The sequence below is a fragment of the Janthinobacterium sp. GW822-FHT07A03 genome, assembly GCF_058798815.1.
Genome location: NZ_JBXAKW010000003.1, coordinates 102,592 through 125,606, shown reverse-complemented (window position 1 = coordinate 125,606; position 23,015 = coordinate 102,592). Strand labels below are relative to the sequence as shown.

At 63.1% G+C, this 23,015-nt stretch carries 22 protein-coding genes and 1 pseudogene; 12 read left to right on the top strand and 11 right to left on the bottom strand.

Annotated elements, in window-relative coordinates; genetic code table 11:
* Nucleotides 1-15: 15 nt before the first annotated feature.
* From AC1RJW_RS10170 to AC1RJW_RS10145, 6 genes and pseudogenes are all read right to left on the bottom strand, one after another.
* Nucleotides 16-498 (bottom strand): annotated as a pseudogene (locus AC1RJW_RS10170) (sigma-70 family RNA polymerase sigma factor); the annotation flags it as partial.
* 274 nt (nucleotides 499-772) lie between these two features.
* On the bottom strand, nucleotides 773-1,903 hold the full coding sequence (locus tag AC1RJW_RS10165) for a YbdK family carboxylate-amine ligase (protein ID WP_409027826.1): 1,131 nt from the start codon (nucleotides 1,901-1,903) through the stop codon (nucleotides 773-775).
* Nucleotides 1,904-3,091 carry a cation:proton antiporter gene (locus tag AC1RJW_RS10160; protein ID WP_493044812.1) on the bottom strand — a complete coding sequence of 396 codons (1,188 nt, stop codon included), beginning with the start codon at nucleotides 3,089-3,091 and terminating at the stop codon, nucleotides 1,904-1,906.
* 313 nt (nucleotides 3,092-3,404) lie between these two features.
* Nucleotides 3,405-4,574: a vWA domain-containing protein gene (locus AC1RJW_RS10155; protein ID WP_475416080.1), complete on the bottom strand. Its 1,170-nt coding sequence runs from the start codon at nucleotides 4,572-4,574 to the stop codon at nucleotides 3,405-3,407.
* Entirely contained in the window at nucleotides 4,568-5,209 is a 642-nt protein-coding gene (locus AC1RJW_RS10150; RefSeq protein ID WP_493044811.1) for a GNAT family N-acetyltransferase, read from the bottom strand. The genes AC1RJW_RS10155 and AC1RJW_RS10150 overlap by 7 nt, the downstream gene beginning before the upstream one ends.
* Before the next feature lie 9 nt (nucleotides 5,210-5,218).
* The gene (locus AC1RJW_RS10145) at nucleotides 5,219-6,088 is read right to left on the bottom strand and encodes an AAA family ATPase (protein ID WP_436501367.1); all 870 of its coding nucleotides are present in this window, start codon (nucleotides 6,086-6,088) and stop codon (nucleotides 5,219-5,221) included.
* 233 nt (nucleotides 6,089-6,321) lie between these two features.
* Here AC1RJW_RS10145 and AC1RJW_RS10140 point away from each other — a divergent pair, with 233 nt between their 5' ends.
* Entirely contained in the window at nucleotides 6,322-6,651 is a 330-nt protein-coding gene (locus AC1RJW_RS10140) for a c-type cytochrome (RefSeq protein WP_046684254.1), read from the top strand.
* A 14-nt stretch (nucleotides 6,652-6,665) separates the two neighbouring features.
* Complete coding sequence (locus AC1RJW_RS10135; RefSeq protein WP_493045148.1) at nucleotides 6,666-7,007, top strand: c-type cytochrome; 342 nt, start codon at nucleotides 6,666-6,668, stop codon at nucleotides 7,005-7,007.
* A 14-nt stretch (nucleotides 7,008-7,021) separates the two neighbouring features.
* Here the strand turns inward: AC1RJW_RS10135 and norR are convergent, their stop codons facing one another.
* Complete coding sequence (gene norR, locus AC1RJW_RS10130; protein ID WP_493044810.1) at nucleotides 7,022-8,578, bottom strand: nitric oxide reductase transcriptional regulator NorR; 1,557 nt, start codon at nucleotides 8,576-8,578, stop codon at nucleotides 7,022-7,024.
* Nucleotides 8,579-8,728: 150 nt separating this feature from the next.
* Here norR and nirK point away from each other — a divergent pair, with 150 nt between their 5' ends.
* Genes nirK through AC1RJW_RS10115 form a run of 3 tightly spaced genes read left to right on the top strand, consistent with a single transcriptional unit; the run spans nucleotide 8,729 to nucleotide 13,220 of the window.
* Complete coding sequence (gene nirK / locus AC1RJW_RS10125; protein ID WP_493044809.1) at nucleotides 8,729-10,225, top strand: copper-containing nitrite reductase; 1,497 nt, start codon at nucleotides 8,729-8,731, stop codon at nucleotides 10,223-10,225.
* Between the two features lie 32 nt (nucleotides 10,226-10,257).
* Nucleotides 10,258-10,935 carry an iron-sulfur cluster repair protein YtfE gene (gene ytfE / locus AC1RJW_RS10120; protein WP_493044808.1) on the top strand — a complete coding sequence of 226 codons (678 nt, stop codon included), beginning with the start codon at nucleotides 10,258-10,260 and terminating at the stop codon, nucleotides 10,933-10,935.
* 14 nt (nucleotides 10,936-10,949) lie between these two features.
* Nucleotides 10,950-13,220, top strand: coding sequence for a nitric-oxide reductase large subunit (locus AC1RJW_RS10115; protein ID WP_493044807.1), 2,271 nt, complete (start codon nucleotides 10,950-10,952; stop codon nucleotides 13,218-13,220).
* Nucleotides 13,221-13,225: 5 nt separating this feature from the next.
* Here the strand turns inward: AC1RJW_RS10115 and AC1RJW_RS10110 are convergent, their stop codons facing one another.
* Nucleotides 13,226-13,648, bottom strand: coding sequence for a DUF1841 family protein (locus tag AC1RJW_RS10110; protein ID WP_034780276.1), 423 nt, complete (start codon nucleotides 13,646-13,648; stop codon nucleotides 13,226-13,228).
* A gap of 304 nt (nucleotides 13,649-13,952) precedes the next feature.
* On the opposite strand from AC1RJW_RS10110, the gene AC1RJW_RS10105 reads away from it, so the two are divergent.
* Together AC1RJW_RS10105 and mqo are read left to right on the top strand one after the other, a co-directional pair.
* Complete coding sequence (locus tag AC1RJW_RS10105; protein ID WP_493044806.1) at nucleotides 13,953-14,099, top strand: hypothetical protein; 147 nt, start codon at nucleotides 13,953-13,955, stop codon at nucleotides 14,097-14,099.
* Entirely contained in the window at nucleotides 14,092-15,690 is a 1,599-nt protein-coding gene (gene mqo / locus AC1RJW_RS10100; protein ID WP_493044805.1) for a malate dehydrogenase (quinone), read from the top strand. Before AC1RJW_RS10105 ends, mqo begins: the two co-directional genes overlap by 8 nt.
* A gap of 100 nt (nucleotides 15,691-15,790) precedes the next feature.
* On the opposite strand, the gene AC1RJW_RS10095 is transcribed toward mqo, so the two are convergent.
* Nucleotides 15,791-16,423, bottom strand: coding sequence for an RNA pyrophosphohydrolase (locus AC1RJW_RS10095; RefSeq protein ID WP_493044804.1), 633 nt, complete (start codon nucleotides 16,421-16,423; stop codon nucleotides 15,791-15,793).
* Between the two features lie 205 nt (nucleotides 16,424-16,628).
* Here AC1RJW_RS10095 and AC1RJW_RS10090 point away from each other — a divergent pair, with 205 nt between their 5' ends.
* Both AC1RJW_RS10090 and AC1RJW_RS10085 read left to right on the top strand, forming a co-directional pair.
* A complete protein-coding gene (locus AC1RJW_RS10090; protein WP_493044803.1) occupies nucleotides 16,629-18,368 on the top strand; it encodes a proline--tRNA ligase in 1,740 nt (579 codons plus the stop codon).
* Nucleotides 18,365-18,991 (top strand): lytic transglycosylase domain-containing protein, encoded by a 627-nt coding sequence (locus tag AC1RJW_RS10085; RefSeq protein WP_493044802.1) that lies wholly within the window; start codon nucleotides 18,365-18,367, stop codon nucleotides 18,989-18,991. Before AC1RJW_RS10090 ends, AC1RJW_RS10085 begins: the two co-directional genes overlap by 4 nt.
* Before the next feature lie 77 nt (nucleotides 18,992-19,068).
* On the opposite strand, the gene AC1RJW_RS10080 is transcribed toward AC1RJW_RS10085, so the two are convergent.
* Nucleotides 19,069-19,464: an SWIB/MDM2 domain-containing protein gene (locus AC1RJW_RS10080; protein ID WP_071653383.1), complete on the bottom strand. Its 396-nt coding sequence runs from the start codon at nucleotides 19,462-19,464 to the stop codon at nucleotides 19,069-19,071.
* A 77-nt stretch (nucleotides 19,465-19,541) separates the two neighbouring features.
* Here AC1RJW_RS10080 and AC1RJW_RS10075 point away from each other — a divergent pair, with 77 nt between their 5' ends.
* Nucleotides 19,542-19,751, top strand: a complete 210-nt coding sequence (locus AC1RJW_RS10075; RefSeq protein WP_493044801.1) for a hypothetical protein — start codon at nucleotides 19,542-19,544, stop codon at nucleotides 19,749-19,751.
* 68 nt (nucleotides 19,752-19,819) lie between these two features.
* Here AC1RJW_RS10075 and ffh read toward each other — a convergent pair whose 3' ends face one another.
* Nucleotides 19,820-21,187 carry a signal recognition particle protein gene (ffh, locus tag AC1RJW_RS10070; protein ID WP_034746567.1) on the bottom strand — a complete coding sequence of 456 codons (1,368 nt, stop codon included), beginning with the start codon at nucleotides 21,185-21,187 and terminating at the stop codon, nucleotides 19,820-19,822.
* 238 nt (nucleotides 21,188-21,425) lie between these two features.
* On the opposite strand from ffh, the gene AC1RJW_RS10065 reads away from it, so the two are divergent.
* Both AC1RJW_RS10065 and AC1RJW_RS10060 read left to right on the top strand, forming a co-directional pair.
* Nucleotides 21,426-21,935 carry a sigma-70 family RNA polymerase sigma factor gene (locus AC1RJW_RS10065; protein ID WP_493044800.1) on the top strand — a complete coding sequence of 170 codons (510 nt, stop codon included), beginning with the start codon at nucleotides 21,426-21,428 and terminating at the stop codon, nucleotides 21,933-21,935.
* Nucleotides 21,932-22,924, top strand: a complete 993-nt coding sequence (locus tag AC1RJW_RS10060; RefSeq protein ID WP_493044799.1) for a FecR domain-containing protein — start codon at nucleotides 21,932-21,934, stop codon at nucleotides 22,922-22,924. Before AC1RJW_RS10065 ends, AC1RJW_RS10060 begins: the two co-directional genes overlap by 4 nt.
* The last annotated feature ends 91 nt before the right edge of the window (nucleotides 22,925-23,015 follow it).

Below are 23,015 nucleotides of genomic sequence, written 5' to 3'. Positions count from 1 at the left end.
CCATGCCTGTGTTGCGCTGCTTGCCCGCTGCAGATGGCGTTTCACGGTGGCCAGCGAGATGCCGAGCCGGCGCGCAATATCTTCCTGCGGCAGTTCGTCGAGCTGGCGCAGTAAAAAAGCCCGTTTGACGGGCGGCGGCAAGCCGTCGAGCATGCGATCCAGTTCAAACACGGTGGACAGCAGCAGCGCGCGTTCCTCGGGAGATGGCGCATGCAGGGGCGGCAACTGGGCCAGCACGTCGAGGTAAGCCTGTTCGAGTTTCTGGCGGCGGTAATGGTTGAACAGTACGTGCTGCGCCACGGTGGCGAGAAAGGCGCGCGGTTCGCGCGCGGCGACGGCGTCTTCGCGGTCGAGCAGGCGCAGGAAGGTATCGTGCGCCACGTCGGCCGCGCAGGCCGTGCTGCCGAGTTTTTTGCGCAGCCAGCCCTGCAGCCAGCCGTGGTGGTCGGCATACAGTGTCGCGATGTCCTGGCGTTGTAGCGGCTCTGCCAGCGGCATCGCGTTCCCCTTGCATGGCCGGCCCGAATGGACTGGTGTTTTTAAACGGCAATAAGAATCATTCTCACTTATTGTAACAAGTTGGGGAGGGGGATGTAAATGACGGGGAAGCGGGGTGTGGTTTTTTGGCGCGTTGCTACGACAGCGGCGCAGGTCGGATTAGGTGGGGCCGCCGAGGTCCGAAGGACCGTAATCCGACAACATTGTTGGCAGCGCCCGTCGGATTACGCGGCGTGCCGCCGCTAATCCGACCTACGTTTCCAGGCTGACATCCTCAATAGTTCATGGGTTCACCGCGGAAGCATCTGATCGCCGAATCGACCATGCCCTCGGCGCTGCCCTGCAGGCTGTGCTGCTTGCGCAGGTATTGCGCGTCGCTCCACTGCTTGGCCACGTCCGACAGGTGTTTCAGGGCCGGCGTGCTGCCCAGCGCCTCGGCGTGCGGTTCCATCTTGCGCAGGGTGGTCATGATGTCTTCGCGCAGCGACATCGTCTCGTAGGTTTTCGGATGCGTGATCGCGCCATCGAGGCCGAAGCGGCAGGCCTGGAAGCGGTTGTAGTTATATACGAGGTAATCGTCTTCCACGGGCGGCGCTTCGCGGCGTTCGAGCAGGTAGCGGCACAGCGCCTGCAGGTAGGCGGCCAGCGCGGCGGCCCGCTCCACTGTCAGCGGCGTGTCGCACACGCGCAGTTCGATGGTGCCGAATTCCGGCTTGGGACGGATATCCCAGTAAAAATCCTTCATGCTCTTGATGATGCCCGTGTTCTCCATCTTGGCGAAATACTCGTTGGAGAACTGGTCCCAACTGAGGGTGAACGGCGCCCGTCCGCTCATGGGAAACGCGAACACAGAATTCAAACGGGCCGAATCGAACAGGGTGTCGCGGCCCTGCACGTAGGGCGAGGACGCCGACAGGGCGATGAAATGGGGGATGTAGCGGTTCAGCGAATGCAGCAGGAACATGGCGTCGTCGCCCGAGGCGCAGCCGATGTGCACGTGCTGGCCGAAGATGGTGAACTGCTTGGCCAGGTAGCCGTACAGTTCCGAAATCTCCTGGAAGCGGGGCTTGGAAAAGATCTTTTGCGACGACCATTGCTGGAACGGGTGCGTGCCGCCGCCCGCGATGCCGATATTGAGCTTGTCGCCGGCCGTGATCAAGGTGTCGCGGATTTCCTGCAATTGCTCCAACAGGGGGCCGTGGTGCGTGTGCACGCTCGAGTTAATCTCGATCATGCTCTCGGTGATTTCCGGCGTGACGTTGCCGGGGAACGGCTTTTTATTCAGCAGATGCAGCAGGTCGGGGCTGGCGGCCGTCAAGTCATAGTCCGACAGGTTCACCAGTTGCAGTTCGAGTTCGACGCCGAAGGTCAGCGCGGCCGATTGGCCAAAGGGTTCCAGCGGCATTTAGCGCTCCTTGATTTCGTGGGTTTCTTTGGCCAGCATGAGCACGCGCTGCACCAGCACGGGACCGACCAGTTCCAGGCCCAGGGTGATGGCGGCCAGGGCGTTCAATTCGTCGCCGAAGTTCACGCCGTGCTGGCGCGCGTGTTCGAGCAGCAGGATGATGAAGACGGAGACGGGCGTCAGGGCCACGCCCGTCAGCACGCCCTTGCGCCAGGAAATGCCGCTGACATGTGAAAACGCGGCCACGCCGGCGACCTTCGTCAGCAATCGCCCGCCGACGACGGCCAGGGCCAGGCCCGCGCCGGCCGTCACGCTGGCCCATTCCAGGGTCGAGGCGGCATACACGAACAGCAGCACCGTCAGCAGCTCGCCCAGCGCGCCGAAATTGCGCTGCGCCTGGCTGAAGGCGACGCGGCGGTGGCGCGCCACCAGGCCGAAGGTGAGGGTGGCCAGCAGCGGCGACAGGCTGGTGGTGTAGGTCAGGGCGACGAGCAGCATCACCGACAGCGCGAACGCCACGGTGGCGTCCTGCGCCATGTTGCCCAGGCGCCGCAGCATGGCCGGCACGACGATGCCGAAGACGGTGCCGGCGGCCACGGAGGCGGCCAGCACGGCGGCGCTGCTGCTGCTCGCCTCGATCAGGTCGGTGGAACTCTGGAACATCCAGAAGCCGACGATGATGTTGAACGTGAAGACGGCCAGCACGCAGTTCAGGGCGGTGAGGTGGACGATGCGTTCCGTGACCTGGCCCGAACTGCGTTCCTCGTTGATGACGCGCATGATGGTGGCCGGCGAGGTGGACATGGCCAGCGATGCGAGCAGCAGCGCCGTCATCGAGGTGCTGCCGAATTCGATGCCGATGAAGTAGACGACGGCAAAGGTCAGCAGGGATTCGACCAGGCCCGTGACGGCGATCCACGGATTGTTCTTCAGCCAGCGCAGGTTGATGCGGTAGCCCACCTCGAACAGGATCAGGCCGAAGGCCACGTCGGCCAGCACCAGCATGGGGCCGGCGTCCGTCTGGGGAAGGATGCCTACCTGCGTTTGGGCGAGGACGAAACCGATCACGCCGTAAAAACTGATGCGCGGCAGGCCCGTCCAGCGGTGGCCGAATTCGCCCACCACCCAGGCCAGGGTAATGGCGAACGGCCAGGACAGGTCGGCGGCGATCGAGATCAGACTTTGCATGCTCATTCCTTTGAAAATGGCGCTGGCACCGGCCGGCAGCATGGGGGCTGGCGCGGCAATGTCGTGGTGCAGCGGTGGTGCATAGTTTGCGCAGAGCGATGCGCCGATTCTACCGGAGCAGAAGGCGCGCACGATGTGCGCAATCGAACAGTGTCGCGACCATGGCGGCCGCGCACGGGATGCAGCAGGGTGGGGCAGGGCTGGTATCGGCGTATGCTACCCGCCCGCGGCGGAGATGCTCCGCACGGTAGTGCCGTGTCGCAGTGTACGGCATGGCGGCCCCATGCCGCCATGGACTTTTTGTTGCGTGCTTTTATTTACTGAGCAGACGCATGCCCCGTTCCAGCCCGTCGATCGACAAGGGGAACATGCGGTTGTTCATCAACTGCCGCATCACGCCGATCGACTGGCGGTACTGCCACAATCCCTCCGACTCCGGATTGAGCCAGATGAATTTCGGGAACGCCTGGGTAAAGCGCGCCAGCCACGCCGATCCCGCTTCCTCGTTGTTGTATTCCACGCTGCCGCCCGGCTGCAGGATTTCGTAGGGGCTCATGGTGGCGTCGCCGACGAAAATCAGCTTGGTGTCGGGCGGGTATTTGCGCAGCACGTCCCAGGTGGGAAAACGCTCGGCGTTGCGGCGCCGGTTGTTCTTCCACAGATAGTCGTAGACGCAGTTATGGAAGTAAAAGAACTCCATGTTCTTGAATTCCGTCTTCGCCGCCGAGAACAGTTCCTCGGTGCGCTCGATATGGTCGTCCATGCTGCCGCCCACGTCAAACAACATCAGCACCTTGATGCGGTTCTTGCGCTCGGGCCGCATTTTGATGTCGAGGTAGCCCGCATTGTTCGCCGTGGCGGCGATGGTGGCGTCGAGCGCCAGTTCATCTTCCGCGCCTTCGCGCGCGAACTTGCGCAGGCGGCGCAAGGCCACCTTGATGTTGCGCGTGCCCAGTTCGCGCTCGCCGTCGTAATCCTTGTAGCTGCGCGCTTCCCACACTTTCACGGCCGTGCGGTTGCCGCCCTTGCCGCCGATGCGGATGCCTTCCGGATTCGTGCCGCCATTGCCGAACGGCGAGGTGCCGCCCGTGCCGATCCACTTGCTGCCGCCCTCGTGGCGCTCCTTCTGCTCCTTCAGCAGCTCGTTCAGGCGGTCCATCAGCTTGTCGTAGCCGAATTTCTCCAGCTGCGCCTTCTGCTCTTCGGACAGCTCGCGCTGCATGCGCTTGAGCAGCCAGTCGAGGGGAATTGCCGCGTTCGTGTCGAAGGCCGCGTTAACGCCCTTGAAGTACTGGGCAAAGGCGCGGTCGAACTTGTCGAAATGGGCTTCATCCTTGACCAGGGTCAGGCGCGCCAGATAGTAGAAATCGTCCATCGAGGCGTCGATGACGTTCTTTTGCAGCGCTTCAAGAAGGGTCAGAAATTCCTTGATCGAGACGGGAATCTTCGCATCCTTGAGCGTGAAGAAGAAATCGATCAGCATGGCGCGGACTCTCCTCCGGCGCGGGGCAGTGCGGCGATGGGGCGCTGCGCGAGCTTGTAGCGCAAATGGGCGGCGATTTCCGGCCACTCGCCGCGCGTGATGCTGTACATGACCGTGTCGCGCACGGTGCCGTCGCGGCGCAGCGCATGGTGGCGCAGCACACCATCCTTTTTCGCGCCCAGGCGCTCGATGGCCGCCTGCGAGGCGTGGTTGAAATTGTCGGTGCGCAGACCCACCAGCGCGCAGCCGAGGTTGTCGAAGGCGTGCGCCAGCAGCAGCAATTTGCAGGTGGTGTTGACGTGGCTGCGCTGGCAGCGCTTCGCATACCAGGTGTAGCCGATTTCCAGGCGTCCAATGGCCGGCACCACGTCGTGATAGCTGGTGGTGCCGAGCACCTCGCCGCTGGCCGCGTCGATGACGGCAAAGGCGAAGCGCGTGGGGCGCATCTCGATGCCCTTGAAAATGTATTGGTCCACCTGGTCTGGTTCGGGCACGGAGGTGACGCGCAGATTCCACAGTTCGCCATCCATGGCCGCCGCGCGCAGGCCAGGTGCGTGGTGCGGCGCCAAGGCTTCGAGGCGGATGCCGTGCAGTTCCAGGGGGATGAAGACCTTGTCGGGGCTGATATCGTTCACCGGCGCTCCTTAGCGGTTGGTGCGCGACATGAACATCAGGCGCTCGAACAGGTGCACGTCCTGCTCGTTTTTCAGCAGCGCGCCGTGCAGCGGCGGCACGACGGCCTTGTTGTCCTTGCTGCGCAGCGCGTCAACGGGGATATCCTCGGCCAGCAGGAGCTTGAGCCAGTCGAGGAATTCCGACGTCGACGGTTTTTTCTTCAGGCCCGGCACGTCGCGCACTTCATAGAAGGTTTGCAGCGCCTGCGCCAGCAATTCCTGCTTCAGGTGCGGGTAGTGGACGGCGACGATCTGCTCCATCGTGTCCTTGTCCGGGAATTTGATGTAGTGGAAGAAGCAGCGGCGCAGGAAGGCGTCCGGCAATTCCTTCTCGTTGTTCGAGGTGATGATGACGAGCGGGCGGTGGCGCGCCGTGACCATTTCGCGCGTCTCATACACATAGAATTCCATGCGGTCCAGTTCGCGCAGCAGGTCGTTCGGGAATTCGATGTCGGCCTTGTCGATTTCATCGATCAGCAGCACCACCGGTTCTGGCGCCGTGAACGCCTGCCACAGCACGCCCTTGACGATGTAGTTCTGGATGTCGCGTACGCGCTCGTCGCCCAGCTGCGAATCGCGCAGGCGCGACACGGCGTCGTATTCGTACAGGCCCTGCTGCGCCTTGGTGGTCGATTTGATATGCCATTGCATCAGCGGCATGTTCAGCGCGGCGGCCACTTCCTCGGCCAGCATGGTCTTGCCCGTGCCCGGTTCGCCCTTGATCAGCAGCGGGCGCTGCAGGGTCAGCGCCGCATTCACGGCCAGTTTCAGGTCGGCGGTGGCGACATAGCTGTCGGAACCTTCGAAGCGTTGGCCTTGCTGGGGGTGCTGTGCTTGCATGAGCGGTCTGCCAAAGTAGGGAAATGGTGAGTATAAACAGAACTGTGGCGCGCTGCCACGCGGACGGCCTGTGCCTGCCTGCCGACAATGCGGGTTTTATAGGTGGACTTGCAAGAATATCTTGGCTAGAATCGGCAAGCAGCAGATTAATTGTCAACCTTAATTGTCAACACATAAAATCAATAAAAACCAGCTCTGGCGTTTCTCCGATTACCTTTGTTCACATTGCCACTATGAAAAAAATATTTGCACTTCTCGTGCTTGCCGGCATAGCAAATGCCGTCACAGCGGCTGACATTGTAGGAAACGCCAAGGCAGCCCCTGCCAAGGTGGAAATGTGTATCGGCTGCCACGGCATCCCCGGTTACAAGGCGACCTTTCCCGAAGTGTTCCAGGTGCCGATGATCGGCGGCCAGCCGGCAAAATATATCGAGAATGCGCTGCAAGCCTACAAGAAGGGCGACCGCAAGCACCCCAGCATGAAGGGCATCGCCAGCAGCCTGTCGGACCAGGATATCGCCGATGTCGCCGCGTACTATGCGCAACAAGCCAAGCCGAACTGAGGACCAGCCAGATGATGAAAACACTACTCGCCGCCCTCGTTTGCGCCACCGTCTCGTTTTCCGCCAGCGCCGCCGGCAATATCAACACGGGCAAGGCCCTGGCCGAAAAATACAGCTGCGCCACCTGCCACGGCAAGGATTACGGTTCGCCCATCGACCCGTCCTACCCGAAACTGGCGGGCCAGCACAGGGATTACCTGGAACACGCGTTGACGGCGTATAAACGGGGTGACAAGGCCAACGGCCGCAACAACGCCATCATGACGGGCCAGGTGAAACCGCTGAGCAGCCAGGACATCAAGGACCTGGCCGCCTACCTGCACAGCCTGCCGACCACCCTGGTGATCCACCGCTGAACTGTATCTCCGCGTCAGGCTTTCAGTCCGACGCGGCGCGCCAGCTTGTGCAGATTGCTGGCGTCCAGCCCCAACTGCCGCGCCGCGGCGGCCCAGTTATCCTGATGCAGTACCAGCGCTTGCCGGATGGCCTGGCGCTGGCTCGCTTCCACGATCTGATGCATGGACAGCGGCGCCGCCGCCGGCGTGCCGCACGCGGCCGGCGCCGGCGGCAGCGCGTCCGTACCGGCCGGCGCTTCCAGCGCATCGAGGTCGAGCATATCCGTTTCCAGGGTCACGATGTCCTTGCGGTCCGCGCCGCGGATCACGGCTTTCAGCGCGGCCCGGCTGATCACATGTTCCAGTTCGCGCACGTTGCCCGGCCAGCGGTAATGGCACAGGGCGTTTTCCGCCGCGGCGGACAGGCGCAGGCTGCGCAAGCCCAGGCGCGCGCGGTTCAGTTCCAGGAAACCACCGGCCAGCAGCAGCACGTCATTGCCCCGCTCGCGCAGCGGCGGAATCGGCACGGGATAGACGGATAAACGGTGGTACAGGTCGGCGCGGAACGAGCCGTCGCGCACATGTTCGCGCAGGCTGCGGTTGGTGGCGGCGATCACGCGCACGTTGACCCGGCGCGGCCGGTCCGCGCCCAGGCGCTGGATTTCGCCATTTTGCAAGGTGCGCAGCAGCTTGGCCTGTATCGACAGCGGCAATTCCCCCACTTCATCGAGAAACAGGGTGCCCCCTTCGGCCGCCTCGAAACGGCCGGGCCGGTCGCTGACGGCGCCGGAAAACGCGCCCCGTACATGGCCGAACAATTCGCTCTCGGCCAGCGATTCCGGCAAGGCCGCGCAATTGACGTGGATCAATGGCTTGCCCGCGCGGCGCGACAGGCGGTGCAGGCGGTGCGCGCACAATTCCTTGCCGACGCCCGTCTCTCCCAGCAGCAGCACGGGCAGTTCGGAATCGGCGACCACCTGCAATTCGTGCAGCAAGTGCGTGATGGCGCTGCTCTGGCCGACGAAGTCGTGTTCTTCGCGCGGCGCCTGCGCATCGGCCAGCATGGCGCCGCCCGACAGGCGCAGGGCGCGGATTTCCGTCTCCAGGCGGGTCACGCGCACGGCCGCCTCGATGGCGCAGGCCAGCTCGCCCAAGTCGCGCTGCGCCTGCGTATCGAAGGTGCCCACCCGCAGCGCGTCGAGCGTGATCACGCCCCAGCGTTCGCCTTCCAGGTCCAGCGCCATGCCCATGCAGTCGTGCACGGGCAGCGGTTCGCCGGCCCGCTCGGCGATCAGGCCGTCGTAGGGATCGGGCAGGGAACTGTCGTGATGGAAGCACAGCACGCCGCGCCGCTGCAGGATGGCGGCCAGGCGCGGATGGCCGGCGACGGCGAAGCGGCGTCCCAGCGCGTCGCTGGCCAGGCCGGCCATCGCCACGGGGCGCAAGTGCTCGCCATCGAGCTTGAGCAAGGCCACGGCCTCGCAGCCGAAGTGTGCGCGCAGGCTGCCCACCAGGCGCTGCAGGCGCACGGCCACGGGCAGGTCGGCGACCAGGTCGGTGAGCAGCAGCAGGTGGATGGCGGTGGTGGTCATAAGTACCATGCAGGGTACAACGGACCACGGTGAAAGAGGGTCATGATGACCGTGCATTTTTCAAATCGTTGATTTAAAACAAGTTTTTCCTGGCACACCGTTTGCCTAGGTAAGGGTGCCGAACCGGCATACAAGACCAAGGAAAGCCTGATGAAAACGACTCCCTCCCTCCACGCCATTGCCGCCGCCGTCTGCGTACTGGCCATGCCCCTGTCCGTGCAAGCCCAGGCGAGCCTGCCGGCCAGCGCCGCCGCCACTGCGGCCGCTGTCAGCCAACCCTCTGCCGCCGCCGCGCTCAAGCGCTATGAACTGCAAACCAATATCGTCGACGGCAAGATGGTATTCATCGACGCCAAGGGCCAGGTCAACCCCGTGCTGGCGGCCAAGGTGGGCGACACGGTCGAACTGGTGCTGAAAAGCGGCGAAGGCGCCGAGCACGACCTGCTGATCCCGGAACTCAATGTGGCATCAAACAAGTTCAGCGCCAACAGTGGCAGCACCACCGTGCGCTTCAAGGTCACGCGCGCCGGCACGTTCACCTATTACTGCTCGATTCCCGGCCACCGCCAGATCGGCATGGAGGGCAAGCTGGAAGTCGCCGGCGCCCCGCTGGCCGAAGCCGGCGCACCGAAGGCCGCTGGCGCCGGCAGCGCAGCGGGCGAATCGAGCCAGGCGGCCGCGCTGGCCCTGTACACGCCCGCGCCGTCGCCGATGCGCGGCCCCGATCCATCGGCCGTCAGCGTGGCCGCCAATCCGGCGCAGGTGCCTTCCGCCATCGGCGCGCGCGCGCCGCAAACCCTGAAATACCGCATGGAGACGGTGGAACTGCCGGGCAAGCTCGATGACGGCACCAGTTTTACGTATTGGACCTTCAACCGGCAAGTACCGGGTCCGATGCTGCGCGCCAAGGTGGGCGACACGGTCGAACTGACCCTGTTCAACGCCAAGGACAGCAAGATGATCCACTCGATCGACCTGCACGCCGTGACGGGTGGCCATGGCGGCGGACAGCACACGCAGGTGGCGCCGGGGCAGGAAAAGACGGTCACATTCAAGGCGCTCAATCCGGGCCTGTTCGTCTACCACTGCGCCACGCCGCTGGTGCCGCAGCATATCGCGGCCGGCATGTACGGCATGATCCTGGTCGAACCGGAAGGCGGCCTGTCGAAGGTCGACCGCGAGTATTACGTGATGCAGGGCGAGATGTACACGGGCCGTCCGCACGGCGCGCCCGTGCACCAGGAACCGAACCTGGAAAAAATGGCCAATGAGCTGCCCGATTACTACGTCTTCAACGGCGAAGTGGGCGCCCTGAGCAAGACGCACAAATTGCAGGCGAAAGTCGGCGAGACCGTGCGCATCTATTTCGGCGTGGGTGGCCCGAACAAGATTTCATCGTTCCACATCATCGGCGAGATCTTCGACAAGGTGTACAGCGAAGGCTCGATCAGCAGCCCGAAACACGACGTGCAAACCACGCTCGTCGCACCGGGCGGCGCGACCATCGTCGAACTCAAGGTACAGCATCCGGGCAGCTATCTGCTGGTCGACCATGCGCTGTCGCGCGCCGGCAAGGGCGCCGTGGGCGTGCTGGAAGTGACGGGCGAAGCCGTGCCCGGCGTCTACCACGCGGGCGCCGTCCAATAAAACAACCCCCCATTCATCATCAAGGAACTGCTATGGAAATGATCGACCTATCCCTGGGCCAGCTGGCCCGCCGCATCCCCGGCGCCACGCGCCTGTTCGATGCGCACCGCCTCGATTTCTGCTGCGGCGGCAACAAGACCCTGCGCGCGGCGGCCGAAGCGGCCGGCGTGGACACGGCGCCCATCGTCAAGGAACTGGAAGTGCTGGCAGGACGGATTGACGCTAGCGGCGCGCGTGACTGGCAGGACGCTCCGGCCACCGAGCTGGTGGAACATATCCTGGCGCGCTACCACGCCGTGCACCGCGAGCAGCTGCCCGAGCTGATACGCCTGGCGCGCAAGGTCGAGCAGGTGCATGGCGACCGCGCGGACTGTCCGCACGGGCTGGCGGAACACCTGTCGGCCATGGCGCAGGAGCTGGAAAGCCATATGCGCAAGGAAGAAGACGTGCTGTTCCCCATGATCGTGCGCGGCCAGGGTCCCCGGGCCGGCGCGCCCATCAACGTGATGCGCATGGAGCACGACGACCATGGCGTGGCCTTGCGCGCCATGGAGGCGATGACGAACGATATCACCGCACCTGGCGGCGCCTGCACCACCTGGCGCGCACTGTACACGGGCTTGCGCACCTTCCGCGAAGACCTGATGGCGCACATCCATACTGAAAACAACATCCTGTTCGAGCGCTTTGCGCCGGCCGTGGTGCACTGACAAAGGAAAGACCCATGGGTCCCTACAAAAAACTCTGGTTCACCCTGATCGGTGTGCTGATCGTGACGTTCTCGCTGCTCGGCTACTACGGCACGGAAGTGTATCGGCAGGCGCCGCCGATTCCCGCGCAAGTGCTGGCGCAGGATGGCCGGCAGCTGTTCGACCGCGAGGGCGTCCTCGACGGCCAGACGGCCTGGCAATCGGTCGGCGGCATGCAGCTGGGCTCCATATGGGGCCACGGCGCCTACCAGGCGCCCGACTGGACGGCCGACTGGCTGCACCGCGAACTGACGGCCTGGCTGGAACTGGCCGCGCAAGAGCAGCATGGCAAGGCGTACGCGGCGCTCGACGGCCCCGCGCAGGCGGCGCTGCGCGAAGCGCTCAAGCTGGAATACCGCGGCAACCGTACCGATGATGCGCAAGTGCTGCGCCTGTCGGCGCGCCGCGTGCAAGCCATCGCCAACACGGCGAATTATTACGACCAGCTGTTCTCGGATGCGCCTGCGCTGCACGCCAGCCGCGAGCATTTCGCCATGAAGGAAAATACCCTGCCCAGTGCCGCGCGGCGCGCGCAGATGACGCAGTTCTTCTTGTGGACGGCGTGGGCCGCCGCCACCGAGCGCCCTGGCCAGAAAGTGACCTATACGAACAACTGGCCGCACGAACCGCTGATCGGCAACCAGCCCAGCGGTGAAAACCTCGTCTGGTCGGTCGCCAGCGTGGTGGTGCTGCTGGCCGGCGTGGGCTTCCTCGTCTGGGGCTGGGCCTTCTTGCGCGACCATGACGAAGCGTTGCCGGTGGCCGGTCCGCGCGACCCGCTCACCACTTTTGCGCTGACGCCTTCGCAGCGGGGACTGGGAAAATATCTGTTCCTGGTGGTGGCGCTGTTCATCTTCCAGGTCTTCATCGGCGGCTTTACGGCGCACTACACGGTGGAAGGACAGCAGTTCTACGGCATCGACGTGTCGCGCTGGTTCCCGTATGCGCTCACGCGCACCTGGCATATCCAGGCCGCGCTGTTCTGGATCGCCACGGGCTTCCTGGCCGCCGGCCTGTTCCTCGCGCCCTTGATCAATGGCGGCAAGGATCCCGAGTGGCAGCGCCTCGGTGTCGACGTGCTGTTCTGGGCCCTCGTCGCGGTCGTCGTCGGCTCGTTCATCGGCAATTACCTGGCCATTGCGCAAGTGATGCCGCCCGAGTGGAATTTCTGGCTTGGCCACCAGGGCTATGAATATGTGGACCTGGGCCGTTTGTGGCAGATCGGCAAATTTGTCGGTATTCTGCTGTGGCTCGTGCTGATGTTGCGCGGCGTCGTGCCGGCCCTGCGCCAGCCGGGCGGCGACAAGAACCTGCTGGCGCTGCTGACCGCGTCCGTGGGCGCCATCGGCCTGTTCTACGGTGCCGGCCTGTTCTACGGCGAGCGCACGCATTTATCGGTGATGGAATACTGGCGCTGGTGGGTGGTGCACCTGTGGGTGGAAGGTTTCTTTGAAGTGTTCGCCACCACGGCGCTGGCCTTCATCTTCTCGACCCTGGGCCTGGTGTCGGTGCGCATGGCCACGACGGCCAGCCTGGCGTCGGCCTCGCTGTTCATGCTGGGCGGGATTCCCGGTACCTTCCACCACCTGTACTTTGCCGGCACCACCACGCCCGTGATGGCCATCGGCGCGAGCTTCAGTGCGCTGGAAGTGGTGCCGCTGATCGTGCTGGGCCACGAAGCGTGGGAAAACTGGCGCCTGAAGGAGCGCGCACCGTGGATGGAGCAATTGCGCTGGCCCCTGATGTGCTTTGTCGCCGTCGCCTTCTGGAACATGCTGGGCGCGGGCGTGCTGGGCTTCATGATCAATCCGCCCGTGGCCTTGTACTACATCCAGGGCTTGAACACGACTCCCGTGCATGCGCATGCGGCGCTGTTCGGCGTGTACGGCTTCCTGGCGCTGGGCTTTACCTTGCTGGTGCTGCGTTATCTGCGGCCCGACTACCGCTTCAGCCCTGCCTTGATGAAGACGGCGTTCTGGGGCTTGAACGGGGGCCTGGCGCTGATGATCTTTACCAGTCTGTTGCCGATTGGCATTATCCAGTTCCACGCCAGCGTGACGGAAGGCCTGTGGTACGCGCGCAGCGAAGGCTTCATGCAGCAGCCGCTATTGCAAAACCTGCGCTGGATACGCACCTTCGGCGACGTGGTCTTCATCGTCGGCGCCATCGCCATGGCATTGCAGGTGGTGCTGGGCTTGCTGGGCAAGGCGCCGAAGGCAGCGGTACTGCAGCCTTCAGCGGTGTAGCCCGGTTAACGCCTGCGGACGCAGTCGATATAGGCGTCCGTATCGGGCGGCAAGCCCGAGCGCTGCGACGCCCAGATCATCTGGCCCAGGCATTCCATCACTTCGTGCTGGGCAGCATGGGCCGAATCGAGGCGCTGGGTCAGTTGCTGGACGGCCGGGCGGATGCCGCGCGGCTGGTCCACCTGCACCTGCTCCGTGATCGACAGATGCATGGACAGGTGCAGGAATGGATTGGCCTGGCCCCCTTCGACGGAGTAGTCGCGCGCCAGCGCCGCTTCGACGTCGGAGAGCTCGTTTTCATACTCGGGGTGTTCGAGGATCCAGTCGAGCGCGATGGCTTCCATCGGCGTGAGGATTTCATGGGCGCGGTGCTTGCGCAATGTTTCGCAAAAGAAACGGCGCACGTCGTCGGAAGAGGGGTTGAACATGGCGGAAGGACTATGGCTAAAGGGCAGCCGGCATTGTACCGCGTACGTCAACGCAGGGCATCGGGGATGCCCTTTTTGTCGTCTGGCACCCGCTTGCATGACCCGATAGTCACCGTCATTTAATACCCTGCAGTAAGTATTATCCACTACCGCCACGGCCCGGCGGCGCCAAATAACGGTGATAAAATCGCCGCTCTTGATATTTGCTCTGGACACGATGGCGATTTTGTTGCCACTCCGTGCTTCCATTGCCCGCACCTTTGCCACCAGATCTTGCTCCTGGCTTATCCCGGAGCGCGGCAGCATGCCTATCACCATCGACATCGAGCTGTCCGGCCGCCCTGGCGTTCCGGCTGGCTGGCTGTTTTTCATTCAACACAGCGATGGTGCCGCCACGGTGGCGCGCAAGAATCATCCTTCAGTATCCAAAAATGGAGTTACGAATGCGTAAATCGCTATTACTTTTGATGTCGTGCCTGATCCTGGCGGCATGTAACAAGACCCCTTCCGCTTCGTCCGAAAAGCCGGTTGACGTGCTGCTGATCGGCGCCGGCACCATGAGCGCCACCCTGGGCAGCATGCTCAAGGAACTCGATCCGTCGCTGACGATGGAAATGGTCGAGCGCCTCGATTCCGTGGCGGCCGAAAGCTCGGACGCGATGAACAACGCAGGCACGGGCCACTCGGCATTCGCCGAACTGAACTACACGCCGGAAGCGGCCGACGGCAGCATCGAGACCAAGAAAGCCGTTGCCATCAACGAGCAATTCGAAATTTCCAAGCAATTCTGGGCTTATCAGGTAGCCAACAAGCACCTGGGCGCGCCGCAGACCTTCATCAACAATGTGCCGCACATGGCCTTTGTCTGGGGTGACGACAATATTGCCTTTTTGAAGAAGCGCTATGCTGCGCTGCAAAAGGAAAACCTGTTCAAGGGCATGCTGTTCTCGGAAGACCAGGCGCAGATCGAGCAATGGGCGCCGCTGGTCATGCAAGGCCGCGACAAGGGCCAGAAAGTGGCCGCGACACGCATGGAAATCGGTACCGACGTCAATTTCGGCAACCTCACGCGCGGCCTGGTGAAATACCTGACGGACAGCCACGGCATGGTCCTGCACCTGCGCCACCAGGTGGAAGACATCCAGCGCGGCGCCGATGGCGTGTGGAACGTGACGGTGAAAGACCTGGCTGCCGGCAAGGAAAAGACCATGCGCGCCAAGTTCGTCTTTATCGGCGCTGGCGGCGGTTCGCTGCCGCTGCTGGAAAAATCGGGTATTCCTGAAGCCAAGGGCTACGGCGGCGTGCCGGTGGGCGGCCAATGGCTGGTGACCACCAATCCGGAACTGGTGGCGGCGCATGCGGCCAAGGTGTACGGCAAGGCGTCCGTCGGTTCGCCGCCGATGTCCGTGCCACATCTGGACACGCGCATCATCGACGGTAAGAAAGCCCTGCTGTTTGGCCCGTTCGCCACCTTCTCGACGAAGTTCCTGAAAAACGGCTCGTGGATCGACTTGCCTGCTTCGATCGGCACGGGCAATGTGAAACCGATGCTGCAAGCCGGCTACGACAATATTCCGCTGACGAAATATCTGGTCGAACAAGTCATGAACACGCCGGAAGACCGCCTGAAGACCCTGCGCGAATACTTGCCGAACGCCAAGATGGAAGACTGGACCCTGCAAAACGCCGGCCAGCGCGTGCAGATCGTCAAGGATGACCCTGTCAAAGGCGGCTTGCTGCAGTTTGGCACGGAAGTCGTCGGCGCCGCCGATGGCAGCATCGTTGCCCTGCTGGGCGCATCGCCAGGCGCCTCGACCGCGCCGCCGATCATGATCAAGGTGCTGCAAACGGCCTTCAAGAGCCGTCTGGCCACGCCGGAATGGCAAGCGAAGATGGTGGAAATGGTGCCGTCGTACGGCCAAAAGCTGAACAACGATCCGGCCCTGGCCAACAAGATCCGCCACTACAGCAGCAATATCCTGGGTCTGAAAGCCATTACCCTGGATGTTCCCGCCGCTGCGCCAGCGCCGGCAGCAAACTAAGTCAGCCTGACCGGCAGGGTAGTTTCCTGCCGGCATGAAAAAAGGGGCAGCCTGTTCAGGCTGCCCCTTTTGCGTGGGAGCGTGCGTTCATTGCGGCGGACTACCCCTTGCCCGGCAAGATCAGTTCCGGCGTACACCCTTCGGCGGCAATGCCGTCGCAAGGCTTGGCCAGTGCCGCGCCGTCCTGTGTCCTTGGCGCATGGGGCTGGCGCAGGTAGCGCGAGGTGTGGCGGTGCGCTTGCTGGGCGTTGCCATGTACGGGCCAGGTCAGGAAGCGGGACAGCTCCTGCAAGGCGCGCTGGTACACATCGCGTTTAAATTCAATGACGACATCGAGCGGGACCCAGTATTCATGCCAGCGCCAGGCGTCGAACTCGGGATGGTCGGTCAGGCGCAGATTGACGTCGTTATCGCGCGCGCACATTCTCAGCAGAAACCAAATCTGCTTCTGGCCACGGTAATGGCCGCGAATCTCGCGCTTGATGAAGTGGTCTGGCACCTCATAGCGCAGCCAGTCGCGGGTGCGGCCGACAATTTTGACGTGTTCCTGTCTGAGTCCGATTTCCTCTTCAAGTTCGCGAAACATGGCTTGTTCCGGTGTTTCGCCATATTTGATACCGCCTTGCGGAAACTGCCATGAGTGCTCGCGCACCCGCTTGCCCCACCACACCTCGTTCTGGGCGTTTAGCAGGATGATGCCGACGTTGGGCCGAAACCCTTCACGGTCGAGCATAATGCACCTCAAACTTTCTGCGACAGTGCGTCCTTTTTTTACATAATTACCCACAACTTCGCAAGCCGGTGACCTTTTCGGGGTGCGAAAAGCGCCGGAATCGCACCAATTGAGCGCATTTGTGTAAAGTATGGACGCATCAGCCAGCTAATCCTTTAAAATTAGGTTGATTATAACCCTCTCTTTTTAAAAAGAATTCACCGTTATGCGCGCCTCCCGTTTTTTTATTTCCACACTTAAAGATGCACCTTCTGACGCGGAAATCGTCAGCCACCAATTGATGATGCGTGCAGGCATGATCAAACGCCTCGGTTCCGGCATCTATACCTACATGCCGATGGGCTTGCGCGTGATCCGCAAGGTGGAAGCCATCATCCGTGACGAGATGAACAAAGCCGCCGGCATCGAACTGCTGATGCCGCTCGTGCAGCCGGCCGAACTGTGGCAGGAAACGGGCCGCTGGACCAAGATGGGCGACGAACTGATGCGCGTGAAAGACCGCCATGGCCGCGAATACGCGATCCAGCCGACATCGGAAGAAGTGATCACGGACGTCGTGCGCACGGAAATCAAGTCCTACCGCCAGTTGCCGTTGAACTTTTATCATATCCAGACCAAGTTCCGCGACGAGCGCCGCCCACGTTTCGGCCTGATGCGCGGCCGCGAATTCACCATGAAGGACGCGTATTCGTTCGACCGCGACCTGGCCGGCATGCAGGCGTCGTATAAAGTCATGTTCGACGCCTACACGCGCATCTTCACGCGTTTCGGCCTGAAATTCCGCGCCGTGGCGGCCGACAACGGCGCCATTGGCGGCTCCGGTTCGCACGAATTCCACGTCATCGCCCACACGGGTGAAGACGCGCTCGTGTACTGCCCGACCTCCGACTACGCCGCCAACATGGAAGCGGCCGAAGCGCTGCCGCCAGCCGGCGAGCGCCCGGCCGCCACCCAGGCGCTGACGAAAACGGCCACGCCGGACACCGTCAAGTGCGAAACCGTGGCCGCCTTGCTGGGCATCGAGCTGTCGCGCACCGTGAAAACCATCGCTTTGACGGTGGAAACGACGGGCAAGGACGAAAAAATCACGAAACAGCATTTCATGCTGCTGCTGCGCGGCGACCATGAATTGAACGAGATCAAGGTGGGCAAGGTTGCCGGCCTGGCCGGTCACCGTTTCTCGACGGAAGCGGAAATCCTGGAAGTCTACGGCACCATCCCTGGCTACCTGGGCCCGATCGGCACGAAGGCACCCGTCACCGTGGTGGCGGACCGCACGGTCGCCCACATGAGCGACTTCGTCTGCGGCGCGAATGAGGCCGGTTTCCACTACACGGGCGCCAACTGGGGCCGTGACATGGCCGAGCCTGCCATCGTGGCCGACTTGCGCAATGTCGTCGCCGGCGACGCGTCGCCGGACGGCCAGGGCGCACTGGCCATCGAGCGCGGCATCGAAGTGGGCCACGTGTTCCAGCTGGGGACGGCGTACTCGGAAAGCATGAAAGCCACCTTCCTCGATGAAAACGGCAAGCCTGCGCCGCTGCAGATGGGTTGCTACGGCATCGGCGTGACGCGCATCCTGGGCGCCGCCATCGAACAGAACTTCGACGACAAGGGCATCATCTGGCCAGCGTCGATCGCGCCGTTCGAAGTCGTGCTGTGCCCGATGGGCATGGACCGCAGCGAACTGGTCAAGGAAGAGACGGAGAAGCTGTACGCGGCCCTGCAAGGCGCTGGCGTGGACGTTATCGTCGACGACCGCGGCTTGCGTCCAGGCGCCATGTTCGCTGACTGGGAACTGATTGGCGTGCCGCACCGCATCGTCATCGGCGAGCGCGGCCTGAAAGAAGGCAAGCTGGAGTACCAGGGCCGCCGCGACGCGGAAGCGACCGGCGTTGCGCCGGACGAGATCGTCGCCTTCATCCAGGGCAAAATGGCGCAGTGAAGCGTTTATCCGTAAGCAAGACGGCCGGCGCGCTCGCGCTGGCCGCCGGCCTGGCCTGCACTCCCTTGGTGCAGGCCGGCAACCAGAAGGAGGAGGCGCTGGCCGACTCCGTCCGCCTGGCCCTGTCGCACGCGATCCGCGATGAACGCCCGCCGCAACCCAAATTTGCCACACCCGCCGACTTGCAGCGCTACCAGCAATGGCTGGCGCAGATGTCGCAACGCCTGCAGCGCAAGCTGCCGGACGCCCAGCTGCGCACGGAATTCCTGGAAACCGTCTGGTACGAGTCGCGCCGCGCGGGCCTGGAGCCGGCCCTGGTGCTGGGTCTGATCCAGGTGGAATCGGCCTACCGCAAATATGCCGTCTCGCTGGCTGGCGCGCGTGGCTACATGCAGGTGATGCCGTTCTGGACGGGCGTCATCGGCGACCATGACCGCAGCAAGCTGTTCCACATGCAGACGAATCTGCGCTATGGCTGCGCGATCCTGCGCATGTACCTGGATATGGAAAAGGGCGACTTGTACCTGGCGCTGGGGCGGTATAACGGCAGCCGGGGCAGGGCCGAGTATCCGAATGCGGTGCGTGCCGCGTGGAGCCAGTGGGAATTCAAGCCGGCCGGGTGAATGGCCAGCGCAAAAAAATGCCCCGCTCGCAGTGATGCGGCGGGGCACTCGCTCGGTGTTAGCCGGCGCGTATCTGATTATTTCAAATGATCGGAGATCAGTTTCGTCATTTCAAACATGGAGACTTGGGCTTTGCCGCCGAAAACTGCTTTCAGCTTGTCGTCCGCATTGATCATGCGGCGGTTGGCCGGATCTTGCAGATCGAGTTTTTTGATGTAATCCCATACCTTTTTGGTCACTTCCGTGCGCGGCAGTGGTGCTGCGCCAACAACGGCGGCCAGCTCTTTCGATGGCGTCATTGCTTTCATGAATGCTGCGTTTGGCTTGCGTGGTGTTGCCGGTGCTGCCGCTTTCTTCGCCGCTGCAGGTTTAGCTGCTGCCTTGGCTGCGGGTGCTGCTTTCTTGGCGGCTGCAGGCTTGGCTGCTGCTGCTTTGGCTGGCGCTGCTACTGGGGTTTTTTTGGCTGTTGCCATCTTCGAGCCTCCTTAACAAACACATGGGAAATTGCGCAATTAATCGCACGGCTAATATTGGTGTGGATTTACCTTGTATGCAAGTGTTTTTCACGTTTTCACGAGGAAAAAGCAGGGAAATGGCCATGCTGTCGCCCGGGCGCACCGCTTGGGAGCGCAGAACGGCGTTTTTACCCGTAAATGGCATGGTTGCTGGCTATGCGGGGAGGGGCGTTGCGGAGGGCGGGAAGCGTGATGCCGGACACATGAAAATGCAATCCGGCATTATTTGGAACAGTGTTTTTTGAGTTTCAAGCGATGATCCTGCGGTGTCACGAAGTCCGTCAGAATCCCCGCGAACGGGGATTCTGACGCCTTACCTCATGCCGGGCATCATGCCCTTCATGGAGCGCATCATCTTCATCATGCCGCCGCCCGACAATTTCTTCATCATCGTCTGCATCTGCTCGAATTGCGTCAGCATGCGGTTCACTTCCTGCACCTGCACGCCGGCGCCGGCGGCGATGCGGCGCTTGCGCGTGGCCTTGATCAGTTCAGGCTTGGCGCGTTCCTGCGGCGTCATCGAGTCGATGATGCCGCACATGCGGCGCACCTGTTTATCGGCCTGATCCATGTTCTTGCCGCCTGCCGCCTGCTGGAACTGGGCTGGAAGCTTGTCCATCAGGTTGGCCATGCCGCCCATTTTCTTCATTTGGCCCAGTTGCGCCTTGAAGTCGTTCATGTCGAACTTGCCGCCGACCTTGATCTTTTGCGCCAGGTCGGCCGCCGCCTTGCTGTCGACGCCCTTGCGCGCCTCTTCGACCAGGGCGAGGATGTCGCCCATGCCGAGGATGCGGTTGGCCATGCGGGTCGGGTCGAACGCTTCCAGGCCGTCGAGTTTTTCCGAGACACCGGCAAACTTGATCGGCTTGCCCGTGATGTGGCGCACGGACAGTGCTGCACCGCCGCGCGCGTCACCGTCGAGCTTGGTCAGCACGATACCGGTCAGCGGCAGCGCATCATTGAAGGCCTTGGCCGTATTGATGGCGTCCTGGCCCAGCATGGCGTCGACGACAAACAGGGTTTCGATCGGTTTCACGGCGCCGTGGACGGCGGCGATTTCGCGCATCATCTCTTCGTCGATACCGAGACGGCCCGCCGTATCGATGATCAGCACGTCGTGGTAGTGCTTTTTCGCCCAGTCCAGCGCGGCCAGGGCGATATCGACCGGCTTGTCCGTGCTGGTGGACGGGAAGAAGTCGGCGCCGACCTGGGCAGTGACCGATTGCAGCTGGGCGATCGCGGCGGGACGGTACACGTCGGCCGAGACGGTCAGCACTTTTTTCTTCTTTTCTTCCTTCAGGTACTTCGCCAGCTTGCCGACGGTGGTGGTTTTACCCACACCTTGCAGACCGGCCATCAGGATGATGGCGGGCGGCTGCTGCGCAAAGCTGATCTGCGACGCTTCCGGTCCCAGGTCGGCGCCCATCAGGGCGGCCAGCTCGCGCTGCACCACGCCAACGAGGGCCTGGCCTGGCGTCAGCGAGGAAATGACATCCTCGCCCATGGCTTTTTCTTTGACTTTGGCGATGAATTCGCGCACGGCGGGCAGGGCGACGTCGGCTTCGAGCAGCGCCAGGCGCACTTCGCGCAGCATGTCGGCGGTGTTCGCTTCGGTCAGGCGCGCCTCGCCGCGCATGGTCTTGACGACTTTGGCAAGCCGTTGGGTGAGATTATCTAGCATGATGAACCTGCAATGAAAAGCTTGGGAGTGGGCGGCGCAAGCCGGACGATGGCCGTCATTTTACCTTATCGCGGGTGGCTGGCGGTCCTGCGCTGCAGCGCCTGGCGGTTGGCCGGCTTTTGAATTAGTTGGTATTTCTGTCAATGCCGCGATTGCATCAAAGGCATTGCGCGGTTAGAATGAGAATAATTCTTATTTACATTCTCGGGTGGCGCACGCCTGAGCGGAAAGGGATGCCATGTCGGCCGCCGATTTTGCACAGCAACAAGACCTGCACGCGCTCTACAGCAGCCATCACGGCTGGCTGCAGGGCTGGCTGCGGCATAAGCTGGGCAATGCGGGTGACGCGGCGGATCTGGCGCAAGACACCTTTATCAGCGTGCTGACGGCCGCTTCCGCGCCGCAGATCCGCGAAGCGCGGCCTTTTCTCGCCACCGTCGCGCGCCGCCTGGTGGCGCACCGCTACCGCCGGCAAGTACTGGAAGACGCCTACGTGGAGGCGCTCGCTTGCCTGCCCCCCGAGGTGGCGCCCGCACCCGAAGCGCGGCTGCTGGCGCTGGAAGCCTTGCAGGAAATCGACCTGGCCCTCGACGGCTTGCCCGCGCCTGTGCGCACGGCGTTCTTGCTGGCGCAGCTCGAAGGTCTCAGCTATGCCGAGATCGCCGCGCGCCTGAAGGTATCGGCCAGCTCGGTCAAGCAATACCTGACGCGTGCCAACCGCCAGGTGTTTTTCTCGTTGCCGGCATGAGCAAGTTGGCAGAGCCTGCGGCATCGCCAGCCATCCGCGAGGAAGTGCAGCAGCAGGCGGCCGAGTGGCTGACCGTGCTGATGTCGGACGCGGCCGGCGAAGCGGAACACGCCGCCTGGCAGCGTTGGTGCGCCGCCGACCCGGAACATGAACGGGCATGGCGGCATATCGAAGCGGTATCGCGGCGTTTCAACGGCTTGCACCGCGGCGCGGCCGCGCAGGCGCTGGCCGGCACGCAGCGCAAAGCCGTCAACGGCAAGCGGCGCCAGTTGCTGGCGTGGCTGGGCGTGGCGGCCGGCGGCGGCATGCTGGCCGCGCAGACGGGCGCCTGGGATGGCGTGCGCGCCTTGCGTGCCGACTACCGCACGGCCACGGGCGAGCGGCGCGAAGTGGTGCTGGACGATGGCAGCGTGCTCAGTCTGAATACGGGATCGGCCGTCAACGTGCGTTTCGACGCCAGCCGCCGCCTGATCGAGCTGCTGGCCGGCGAGGTCCTCGTGGCCAGCGGCCACGGTGCCGGCAGCGCCGCGCCTTTGGTCGTGGCCACGCGCGAAGGCCTGGTGCGCGCGCTGGGCACGCGCTTTGCCGTGCGCCAGCAAGATGACTACAGCACGGTGGATGTGTTTGAAAGCGCCGTTGAAATCCGCCCCCGCGACGGTGTTGGCGCGCCAATGCTGCTGGCGGCCGGGCGCGGCGTGGCCTTTTGCCGCCACGCGCCGGACGCGCCGCACGCCATCGATGCGTATGCGGATGCCTGGTCGCGCGGGCAACTGATCGTCGACGACGTGACCTTGGGCGATTTCCTGGCCGACCTGGCCCGCTACCGCCCCGGCGTGATCGACTGCGCGCCAGAAGTGGCCCAGCTGCGCTTGTCGGGCGTGTTCCCGCTGGCCGACACGCAGCGCATTTTGAACATGCTGCCCAACTCATTGCCGGTGCAGGTACGCAGCCGCACGCGCTATTGGGTCAGCGTCGAACCGGCGTCATAGCACGCCGCGCAAAAATATTTAGCCATCCGGCTGCCCGTTTTTCGTTTTCGCGGCACCTACAGAGTAGGGCGCCTGTCTTTTACCGTCTCAT

What these genes read in the sequence shown, in the direction of transcription:
- AC1RJW_RS10165 (WP_409027826.1), bottom strand. Translation starts at nt 1,903, where the DNA reads ATGCCGCTGGAACCCTTTGGCCAATCGGCCGCGCTGACCTTCGGCGTC.
- AC1RJW_RS10160 (WP_493044812.1), bottom strand. Translation starts at nt 3,091, where the DNA reads ATGCAAAGTCTGATCTCGATCGCCGCCGACCTGTCCTGGCCGTTCGCC.
- AC1RJW_RS10155 (WP_475416080.1), bottom strand. Translation starts at nt 4,574, where the DNA reads ATGCTGATCGATTTCTTCTTCACGCTCAAGGATGCGAAGATTCCCGTC.
- AC1RJW_RS10145 (WP_436501367.1), bottom strand. Translation starts at nt 6,088, where the DNA reads ATGCAAGCACAGCACCCCCAGCAAGGCCAACGCTTCGAAGGTTCCGAC.
- AC1RJW_RS10140 (WP_046684254.1), top strand. Translation starts at nt 6,322, where the DNA reads ATGAAAAAAATATTTGCACTTCTCGTGCTTGCCGGCATAGCAAATGCC.
- AC1RJW_RS10135 (WP_493045148.1), top strand. Translation starts at nt 6,666, where the DNA reads ATGAAAACACTACTCGCCGCCCTCGTTTGCGCCACCGTCTCGTTTTCC.
- norR (WP_493044810.1), bottom strand. Translation starts at nt 8,578, where the DNA reads ATGACCACCACCGCCATCCACCTGCTGCTGCTCACCGACCTGGTCGCC.
- nirK (WP_493044809.1), top strand. Translation starts at nt 8,729, where the DNA reads ATGAAAACGACTCCCTCCCTCCACGCCATTGCCGCCGCCGTCTGCGTA.
- ytfE (WP_493044808.1), top strand. Translation starts at nt 10,258, where the DNA reads ATGGAAATGATCGACCTATCCCTGGGCCAGCTGGCCCGCCGCATCCCC.
- AC1RJW_RS10115 (WP_493044807.1), top strand. Translation starts at nt 10,950, where the DNA reads ATGGGTCCCTACAAAAAACTCTGGTTCACCCTGATCGGTGTGCTGATC.
- AC1RJW_RS10110 (WP_034780276.1), bottom strand. Translation starts at nt 13,648, where the DNA reads ATGTTCAACCCCTCTTCCGACGACGTGCGCCGTTTCTTTTGCGAAACA.
- AC1RJW_RS10105 (WP_493044806.1), top strand. Translation starts at nt 13,953, where the DNA reads ATGCCTATCACCATCGACATCGAGCTGTCCGGCCGCCCTGGCGTTCCG.
- mqo (WP_493044805.1), top strand. Translation starts at nt 14,092, where the DNA reads ATGCGTAAATCGCTATTACTTTTGATGTCGTGCCTGATCCTGGCGGCA.
- AC1RJW_RS10095 (WP_493044804.1), bottom strand. Translation starts at nt 16,423, where the DNA reads ATGCTCGACCGTGAAGGGTTTCGGCCCAACGTCGGCATCATCCTGCTA.
- AC1RJW_RS10090 (WP_493044803.1), top strand. Translation starts at nt 16,629, where the DNA reads ATGCGCGCCTCCCGTTTTTTTATTTCCACACTTAAAGATGCACCTTCT.
- AC1RJW_RS10080 (WP_071653383.1), bottom strand. Translation starts at nt 19,464, where the DNA reads ATGGCAACAGCCAAAAAAACCCCAGTAGCAGCGCCAGCCAAAGCAGCA.
- AC1RJW_RS10075 (WP_493044801.1), top strand. Translation starts at nt 19,542, where the DNA reads ATGCAAGTGTTTTTCACGTTTTCACGAGGAAAAAGCAGGGAAATGGCC.
- ffh (WP_034746567.1), bottom strand. Translation starts at nt 21,187, where the DNA reads ATGCTAGATAATCTCACCCAACGGCTTGCCAAAGTCGTCAAGACCATG.
- AC1RJW_RS10065 (WP_493044800.1), top strand. Translation starts at nt 21,426, where the DNA reads ATGTCGGCCGCCGATTTTGCACAGCAACAAGACCTGCACGCGCTCTAC.
- AC1RJW_RS10060 (WP_493044799.1), top strand. Translation starts at nt 21,932, where the DNA reads ATGAGCAAGTTGGCAGAGCCTGCGGCATCGCCAGCCATCCGCGAGGAA.